We start from the raw sequence: 8,414 nt of genomic DNA, 5'->3' as shown, positions 1-8,414 counted from the left end.
GACGAGCCGGTCCTGACCGCCTGCGCCGACCGTCCGACGCTCCTGATCAGCAGCCCCACCGCCAGCCGCGGCGACCAATCGGTCGACTTCGAGGTCAGCCTCAGCTGCATCCCCGGCGGCAGCCTGATGGTCCTCCTGACTCCGGTCCGCGACGGCAAAATCGGTGAGAATTTGTTCATCTTCCTATCGGGCGACCAAACCATGGCTACGGTCACACTGTCTGTCGGCAACGAGGACCAACTCGGTCTCGCCCTCACCTGGAGCACAGGCCTAGCCAACCGCGAAGCACAAGGAAACGTTGTCTTCACCGACTAGCACCACCCACACCGCAACGCCACCACATCACAGCAGTACGTCCCAAGGCAAGGAACGGCTACCGTCAGAGCGTCTCATTCCTAGGAGGAGCAAACATGGGTGTCACAAGCCAGACCGAGCTGCGTCGGACCTACCGAGAACCGGCGGCGCGCGCGCAGCAAAAGGTGTTGGACCACATCGACCGGCACACACACGACTTCATAGCGCTCTCGCCATTTTGTGTGGTCAGTTCCCTCGGCGCCGACGGGCGTCAGGACACCTCGCCCCGGGGTGACCCGCCCGGTTTTGTGGCGGTGCTCGACGAGAACACCCTGCTCATCCCCGACCGGCCCGGCAACAACCAGGTCGACTCGCTCCAGAACGTGATCGTCCACCCGGAGGTGGGCCTGCTCTTCTTCGTGCCGGGCATGAACGAGACCCTGCGCGTCAGTGGCAGGGCCGAGATCGTCACGGACAAGGCGCTTCTCGCCCCGCTCTCGGTGGGTGGCAAGGCGCCCCGTTCGGGACTCCGCATCACCGTGGAGGAAGCCTTCCTGCACTGCGGCCGGTCGCTGGTCCGCTCGCGGCTCTGGGATGCTGGAGCGCAGATCGACCGCTCCTGCTACCCCACCTACGGGCAGGTGCTGGCCGACCAGATCAGGGGTGCGAACGCCGCCGAGATCGACGCGTCCGAGGACGAGGCGAACCGCGAGCGGCTCTACTGAGCGGCGAGCCTGCGGCTTCTCACCGCAGTACCACGGGCATCGATGAAACAAGTCGGGTGCTCCGATCGGGCGGCGCGTCCCGGACCGTTTCCGGGGGGCGGGGCGACGGGCCGCCGGCAGGCCCGATCACAGGTGGATGCGGCTCCCGCCGGCCGCGGACCGGCCGCATCGTCCGCGTAACCGTAATGATGGGTTTTGGCTCCACCCCGCGGTCGTGATCAGGTCATAGCAGTACCTCCCCTCGTGACCCGCAAGCGGTAGGACTCGCTGCCGGTCTCGATGACGTGCGTACCGAAGACGAACCGGTCAAACGACCGCGGCGGCGGCGAGCCCGAGGCGGCGAAGGTCTGGCCCCACTCCAAGAAGGGAAGGGGGGTGTCCCTGTCTTGTTGTCAAGCCGCGTCGGGTAGTTTCGCGGGTTGGTAAGGCGGTTTGGGTTTGAGCATGGCCAAGATGATGTTGTGGCAGCGGCGGGCGACGCAGATGACCGCAGCGTCGTGTTCTGAGCCACCCCAGGGGTTTGCCGATACGGTCGAGCCGGGCGACCGCCACGCATACGTGCCCGACGCGACAGCCGACGTCGCATACACGTCCACGCTCGGAGCGCCCGCCGGTGTGTGGCTGAACGCCGGGCTAGGAGAGGACGTGGCCGGCCTGCCAAAAGAACGACCAAGACGAGCGACCCTGGTCCTGCCCGCGAGCGCGGCCCGGCTACTGGACATGGTCTCGACCGCCGACCAGCCCGCCGACTACGAGATAACCGCCACGATCCGCCACCCCGACCACGGTCCGCCATTCGGTGCACACCGCCGAGGTGCTCGACCTGCTGCGGCGATACGGGGCACGAGCCACCTTCTCGTGGTCGGGAGGGATGGTCGAACGCTTCCCCCACCTCTTAACGGGATCCTGTTGGAGGGCCACACGGTCGCCAACCACACCTGGAACCACGAGAACCTGACCAAGCTGTCCGGCGAGGCCATAGACCGCACCCTCGAGCGGACCCAGGAGATCCTCGCGGGCAACGCCACCGCCTGCGTGCGCCTTCCCTACGGTACGCTCGCCGGCCTCACCCGACAAGGCCGCAGAGCACGGCCTCGACGTGATCATGTGGAACGCCAGCGCCAACCACTGGCTCGACCTGACCCCGGACACGATCGCCGGACGGATCGTGGCTGGCGCGGTCGACGGCGGGATCATCCTCATACACGACGGGAGCGGCGACCGCACGCGCACCGTACAGGGCCTCGACCTGGCCTTACAGCAGATGTCGGACCAAGGCAAACGCTTCGAACCCATCTGCGGCTAGGAGAAAACTGAGAATTGTCCAGTCGGTCGGCTAGTCACAACGAAACCCCAGGCCAAGACGTTGCGGGCCAACCCAGCCCCGTCTTTGGGCACCCTCCCTTGTAGATAGCCAAGCTGTAGCGGACAGCCCACAACCCGTGTCCACCGCAGGTGGGCGGGTGGGGTCTCGCGGCGACACCACCCGGGTTGGTCGGCACCTCCCATTCGTTCTCCGGCTAACGCTCGGCGGGAGCCGTACCTACTCCACAAGACCCGCCCAGGCGCACAGTGTGCCGTTCGTGGCAGGGGATAACCGGCACATCTATCATCTCCCCACGGCCACAGCCCGGTCCCCGCCGCAAGGCGTCGACGGCGGCGATCGCGCGATCAGATCCAAACCTGTCCGCGAATGTTACGCCTTGCGGGTCGCTACCCCCGAGCGGGCAGCCTTTTCGAGGATTAGGCGTGCGGTCCTCGCAGACTCCCGGCGCGGTGCAGTCAGCCAGCACAGGCCGCTCCCGCACCGTACAGGGCCTGGACCTGGCGAGTCCCAGCCGCCTATGATAAGACCCCTTGCGGGCGGTGACGTCCTGGCAAGACGGGAGGTGTCAGGTCCTCTGAGTGGTTTGGGGCTGGTGACGCGGCGAACAGTTCGCCTGCGGGTAGGGTTGCCTTCACCCGGCTAGCTGTACCATACGGGTCGGCCCGGGAGGTCAATGAGGGCATATCCACAGGAGGCCGAGCCAACGGCGCGGGCCGACGCCTGTGGACCGGCAGAGGAGGAGAGATGCGCAGATACTTCGAGGCGTCCAGCCGGCCACAGGCGCTGTTCGCTGCTCTTGCTGTGGCCGTGATACTCGTCGTGGTGGTGTTCCCGGCTCTGCCGATCGGTGGCGATCCGTTCGATGCCAGCGCCGGTTACACCCAAGCCGAGGCGCTCGCCGTGCTGGACGGCTACGGGGAGGCCGGTCGGCGAACCCACATTTGGGCCAGCCTCACCCTCGACACGGCGCTCCCGGTTGTCTACGCCGGCTTCTTGGGTGGACTGATCTATCGGTACCGACCATCGGAACGGTGGTGGAAGCTCGCGTATCTGCCCCTCGCCGCGGGAGCGATCGATCTGGGCGAGAACATCTGGGTCGTGCTCCTGCTGACCCGGTATCCCGACATCTCCTCGGGGCAGGTGGCCGCCGCTTCGCTGTTCATGTTGTCCAAGTGGTACGCGATCGTGGCGTGTCTGACGCTGGCGACCGCGCTGGCGCTTGTGGCGGGGGTCCGGCGCGCCCGCGACAGGCTTCGAGACCGCACAAGCGCGGGCGAGCAGTGATTGCCTGTCGCTGCCCGGTCGGGGACACGGCATCCGGGGCGCCGCAACCGGGAGCGTCAAAGAGGGGCGCTCCTAGGGTGGGGTCAGCGCCCAGCGCTCGCAGCCGTCCGACCTTGACACACGCCGGTCCGAAACCATCCATCTCGAATCGCCGGCTCGACCCGATGTCCTGTGTCGGGGGTTCGCGGCCGGTTGATGCCTACCGTGTCCATTCCTGTCACTCGGACGCGAATCTGTCACACCCTCCCTAGTAGGTTGCCTCATGCCAAGCACCGCCACCGGCCGAAAGCTGCGCAAGCTCCGATCGGCCCGGCCGAGATTGAGGGAACAATACAGCCTGATGTGGCCGCTCCCGGCCCGGACCATGGTGGCGGAGGGACCCGTCGGGGGGACGCCCGGCCCAGCGGCGGCGTTCTAGCGCTCTTCCAACGAATCGGACACCAGTACACCGGAGACGATCTGGCCAGCCGAGCGCCGCCCAAATCAACCAACACCACGCTGCGATACCCCTACGACCGCACCCGTCCCCCACACTCCCCACAGACCGGGCGGGACCTGAGGGAACGGGCCGGATGGCGATCCGACCCCGCGTCGGTTCTATCTCACTTGCCTGCACCAGGCAAGTCACGTTGTCTTCGGCGGATGAGACTAGCCGATCAGGGCTGCCTCAAGGAAGCGAAGACTGTCGTAGAAGTTGTAGTTGTCGTAGAGGGCCCGGGCCTGGTCGATCAGAGCCTGCTGGCTGGCCGACAGGTCCATGCCGCTCGCCCGAGCGAACAGGTCATCGGAGCGATCCTGCATGCCCTTGAGGTCGTAGTAGATCTCCTGGGCCAGCAAGAACTCTTCCAATCCCGCCTGAGTGTCGTAGGTCTCGGACAGGACTCCCCTTGCCTTCAGGGCCTCGATCTGGGTCCTGAACACCGTTTCGGGGTGGTAGCTCGGCAAGCTCAGATCCCACAGAGCTTCCTGGTCTTCCCAGTTGAAGGACGGATCGATCGTATCCCAGATCACTCCGATGTCTGCGGGCTCCATGGTCATGCCGCGCTTCTCGTTGATGATGTTGGCCTCGATCTCCCAACCCGTCTCCTGGACCGCGGGATCCTCGAGATAGGCGAGAATACGGTTCGCCATAGCGACGACCCGATAGGCGAGATCCGGGTTCTCCTCGACCCATTCGCGGCGAGCCAAGAGGCCGGTGCCACCAACGGTGGACGAGGCGATCGCGGTCTGCTGTGACAGGGCGTCGTGCTCGTACATCATGGCGAAGTTGATCAGCGGATCCCACCCGTTGCGCATCATCTGCACGAGGGTCGGAGCGCCATAGGGCATGGCGAACTCGATCCGGCCCGCTTGTGCGGAGAGCTGCACGATGGTCGGGTCATCCACGTACACCGGAGTGGAGTAGTTACGCCAGTCGTTGGTGGTGATGCGGATGGGCTGCGGGTTACCCGCGTCGTCCAGCACCGGGGATCCGTCCCGGCCTAGGAGTACTAACGGGTTGCCCTCGCCGTCCAGGGCCGGAATGTCCTCCACTACGTCCTCCCACCACTGGGGCAGGTAGGCGAAGAAGGCATCCGAGTACTGCGACTGCGTCGTGCTGTGCGGCGGGATATGGACTTCCTTACCGACCAACTGCTGTACCGCAGCCGTGGCCGCGTCCGAGAAGCTCATGCCCTCGTCCATGAACTCGAGAGCCGTCTTGGCCTCGCTGTCCGGGGCTACCAGGATCGCATAGCCGACGTAGATGTCAGCAAAGTGGATCGGCGGAATCGTCTGACCGCAAGTCTCCAGCGCATATCCAGCCGCGTGATGAACGAGGTTCGGGGAGTCAACCGGGTGGCCTACGACATATCCTCCAAACCGCGTCGATGTGGTTGTCAGCCCTGACGACTTCTCGCGGCGAGTACGTGCCGGGACGCGGGCGGTGTCGGAGACGAAGAAGCGCCACACGAAGTGGTGGGCGGCGTTTCTTCCAGAGTTCCACGCCGCCCACCCTGGGTGGAGCACCGCTCAGATGCCGTCCTACTCCAACAGGATGAACTTCCCCAGCGGGCGGGGCGGCGTCTATCACACCCTGAATTTCGCGTACCCGACCGGCGCTACGGACTACAGCCTCTCCGCCCAGGTGTACACGGAGGACGGAGAGTCGACCTACCCCGCACTCGAAGCCGGCTACGGCGGGTCTTTCCAATGGGAACCAAGCCCCAACACCCGACACTCGCGAGTCGGCGACCATCTCGATCCTGCGGATCCCACCGAACGAAGTAGATAGCTCGAAGCCAGCGTTAACAACGTCTCATATTGCGACCATAGCCCCGAGACGGCCAGTGCTAACCTCCGATGTGTGGACCCCGCCAACCCACTGATCCAACTCGTCGCAAGAGCCCACCGGGAGCGCAAACTCGCAGACCACCAAGCAAGGAGACACAAACGGTGCCACGACCAAGCCCGCCAAGCAGCAAAAGTCAGAGGGGCCGAACTACAGGAAGCGGTCAGACAGGCGAGCCGTAAAGGTATCTCCGACGATGACCTTGCCCGCATATGCGAAGTCAAACCTGCAACGATTCGCAAGTGGATCATCAACAAACACCCTAACTACGAGCACATTCTCCGAACGGACATTCGCGTCCTCGAAGCCCCCTAGCCCTCGCTCCCGACGCCACCGTTCCCTCGTGAGGATGGAACTCTACGAGCACAGGTTCCGAACGATGTAAGAGCACCGCACCCGAGCCGCGGCGCTGCTTTCTGTCCCCCTGATAGCAGCCGGAATCGCAGCAACAGCCCTCTTGGCTGGAGTGGCTAACGCTCTCGGGCGAAGCGGTCCGCGTCGCTCTCGACCGCGTGGCCCGGCTGGCGGCTGTGGCAGGGCCCACCGAGAGCGGGCAGGACGAGCGAGACGACACCACCCCGGAACGAGACCGCATGTGCGTCTGCCAGCCGCCACAGCCCTGCCGACACCTCACTACCACGGCCCCCACCGGAGTCCCTGGCCACGGCCACTGCCGGGGTCCTGCTCTGTCAAGGCCGGTCGAAAGCTGCGCGGTCTAGTCGGTGGCCTGCTTTCGTTTGCCTCAGAGTCGGTAGCTCTGATCCTTGAGAACGACGACCGCGGCGTCGCGGAGGCATGGCCGTGGCGGGATGTGCGCTGGTTGCTGGCCGACACTGACAGATTCAGCGGACTCCGGCGGGGTGGATCTACTGTCGGAGCGACCCGAAACTGAGCCTCGATGTTGGGTGGGTAGTCACGCTGCGGGAGACAGACCATTGATCCAGTCGTAGATGTCCTGTTCCCGCCAGCCCACCGCCCTTGTGTGTTCGCCGCCCAAACGGAACGGCGCAGGAAACGACCCGTCCCGCTCCCGACGCCAAATCGTGGTCCTGCTCAACCCGGTGATGTCCAACACCTCAGGCAGTCTCACCACCCGCCCACCCCCCGGAGGCGCCATCGCCGGGCGCCCATGGCTGACACCCGGCTTCCTGTCCTGAGTTTGGTCTCTCATCCGCATTCCCTTGCTCCTGCTCATTGCCGGCGATCCTGTGCCGGCCTTCAGTCCATGGTCTCTCTGATCCCATGTCGAGAACGGTCAGGCTCTGTTGTCGTAACCGAACATACCCAAGGTAATCCACAGCCCGGTCGCGTATCCGCCCCTCTGGGGTCGCGCTCATGCGCGACCGGTCGCGCATCCACCCTCCAGCGGTCGCGAATCCGGTCGCGCATCCCCCGACCTGGGCTCTTGCCAACAGCCCGATGGACCAGACATCCCGGGCAGCCACAGTGGGACGTCGGCTGCGGGCCCATTTGTTGAAGGAGGGGACATCAGTCCGGGCCACACACACCGCTCAAGGGGACACACGTCCCCACCGATCATATTGGGGTAGCACTCGGCCCGGCCGGCTCGTATCAGACGAGGAGAAGGCCCCGACCGGGCGGCGGAGATGCCGGTTAGCCGAAGACCGGCCTTGACAGCCGGACCCAGGGTCCTTACAGCCCATCTACAAGGGGTTTCACCGGCAATCCCCCGAGAAGACCGAAGCAGGAATGCGAGCAGGCGAGGAACAGCGAAAAAGGAGGTATGTAGGATGGACCGGTCGGGAAGAACCTGAAACGATCGGGCAGATGGACAGAACCCCGACGGGGAACGGGGACGGGGGACAAATGTCCCCCGCAGGGGGCATCAGCTGTGGTTGAAAGGCCTCTTTCCATAAAGTGTCGAACCCCAAATTAGGGGGCTGGTAAGCCCGGCTATCATGGGGTGGTCGATGAGCAACAACAGCGATCAGGACCAGGCACGGCAGAACACCGAAACCCTCCGCATGCTCGCCGCGATCGACGCCGCCGAACAACTCGAAGCCGCCCACACAGAATGGACCCGGGCACGGGAGTCCTACCGCCAAGCAGTGGTCGCTCTCTACCGCATAGAACAATTCAGCCAGGCTGAGATAGCCAAACTGGTCGGCTGCTCCCAGTCGTCGATCTCCAACCTGTTACGTGACCGGCCCTAACAGGCCACTTCACCCCGCCAGGACATATGTCCCCCACCCATGGGGACGTGTGTCCTCATTTTAATGAAAACTTGGCTCACCCTTTCAGCCACAGTTGACGGCCCTGGTCGGGACATGTGTCCCCCCTCCCTATCGGGACATTTGTCCCCGTCCCTCCGTTTTTCCCCCTGGGGGTTTGTCCATCCGCCAGATCGCTGCAGTTCTTCCCGACCGGCCATCCCCACACCTGTTGACGATCGTCGAGATTCCCCGGTCTCGATCAGTGAATTTCCCCACCCTGT

Annotated in this window: 8 protein-coding genes and 1 pseudogene; 6 read left to right on the top strand and 3 right to left on the bottom strand. The window is 64.7% G+C overall.

The genetic code is table 11. The features are described 5' to 3' along the window. Both OXM57_00720 and OXM57_00715 read left to right on the top strand, forming a co-directional pair. On the top strand, nt 1-315 hold a 315-nt coding region (locus OXM57_00720), incomplete at its 5' end, for a hypothetical protein (GenBank protein MDE0351204.1). Between the two features lie 95 nt (nt 316-410). Next, nucleotides 411-1,019 (top strand): pyridoxamine 5'-phosphate oxidase family protein, encoded by a 609-nt coding sequence (locus OXM57_00715; protein ID MDE0351203.1) that lies wholly within the window; start codon nt 411-413, stop codon nt 1,017-1,019. 711 nt (nt 1,020-1,730) lie between these two features. Here OXM57_00715 and OXM57_00710 read toward each other — a convergent pair. Beyond that, nucleotides 1,731-1,955, bottom strand: a complete 225-nt coding sequence (locus OXM57_00710; protein ID MDE0351202.1) for a hypothetical protein — start codon at nt 1,953-1,955, stop codon at nt 1,731-1,733. Between the two features lie 163 nt (nt 1,956-2,118). Here OXM57_00710 and OXM57_00705 point away from each other — a divergent pair, with 163 nt between their 5' ends. Further along, nucleotides 2,119-2,325, top strand: a complete 207-nt coding sequence (locus OXM57_00705; GenBank protein MDE0351201.1) for a hypothetical protein — start codon at nt 2,119-2,121, stop codon at nt 2,323-2,325. A gap of 765 nt (nt 2,326-3,090) precedes the next feature. Continuing rightward, nucleotides 3,091-3,630, top strand: a complete 540-nt coding sequence (locus OXM57_00700) for a hypothetical protein (protein MDE0351200.1) — start codon at nt 3,091-3,093, stop codon at nt 3,628-3,630. 648 nt (nt 3,631-4,278) lie between these two features. Here OXM57_00700 and OXM57_00695 read toward each other — a convergent pair. After that, the gene (locus OXM57_00695; protein ID MDE0351199.1) at nt 4,279-5,313 is read right to left on the bottom strand and encodes a hypothetical protein; all 1,035 of its coding nucleotides are present in this window, start codon (nt 5,311-5,313) and stop codon (nt 4,279-4,281) included. A gap of 102 nt (nt 5,314-5,415) precedes the next feature. Between OXM57_00695 and OXM57_00690 the strand changes: the two are divergent. Beyond that, nucleotides 5,416-5,517: pseudogene (locus OXM57_00690) on the top strand (hypothetical protein). 1,355 nt (nt 5,518-6,872) lie between these two features. On the opposite strand, the gene OXM57_00685 reads toward OXM57_00690, so the two are convergent. After that, nucleotides 6,873-7,076: an AlpA family phage regulatory protein gene (locus tag OXM57_00685; protein ID MDE0351198.1), complete on the bottom strand. Its 204-nt coding sequence runs from the start codon at nt 7,074-7,076 to the stop codon at nt 6,873-6,875. 814 nt (nt 7,077-7,890) lie between these two features. On the opposite strand from OXM57_00685, the gene OXM57_00680 reads away from it, so the two are divergent. Continuing rightward, entirely contained in the window at nt 7,891-8,133 is a 243-nt protein-coding gene (locus OXM57_00680; protein MDE0351197.1) for a helix-turn-helix domain-containing protein, read from the top strand. Nucleotides 8,134-8,414 lie beyond the last annotated feature (281 nt).

This window comes from bacterium (assembly GCA_028820935.1).
Classification (GTDB): Bacteria; Actinomycetota; Acidimicrobiia; order Spongiisociales; family Spongiisociaceae; genus Spongiisocius.
The sequence above is the reverse complement of the archived record's forward strand: the minus strand, read 5'-3'. Positions and strand labels throughout refer to the sequence as shown.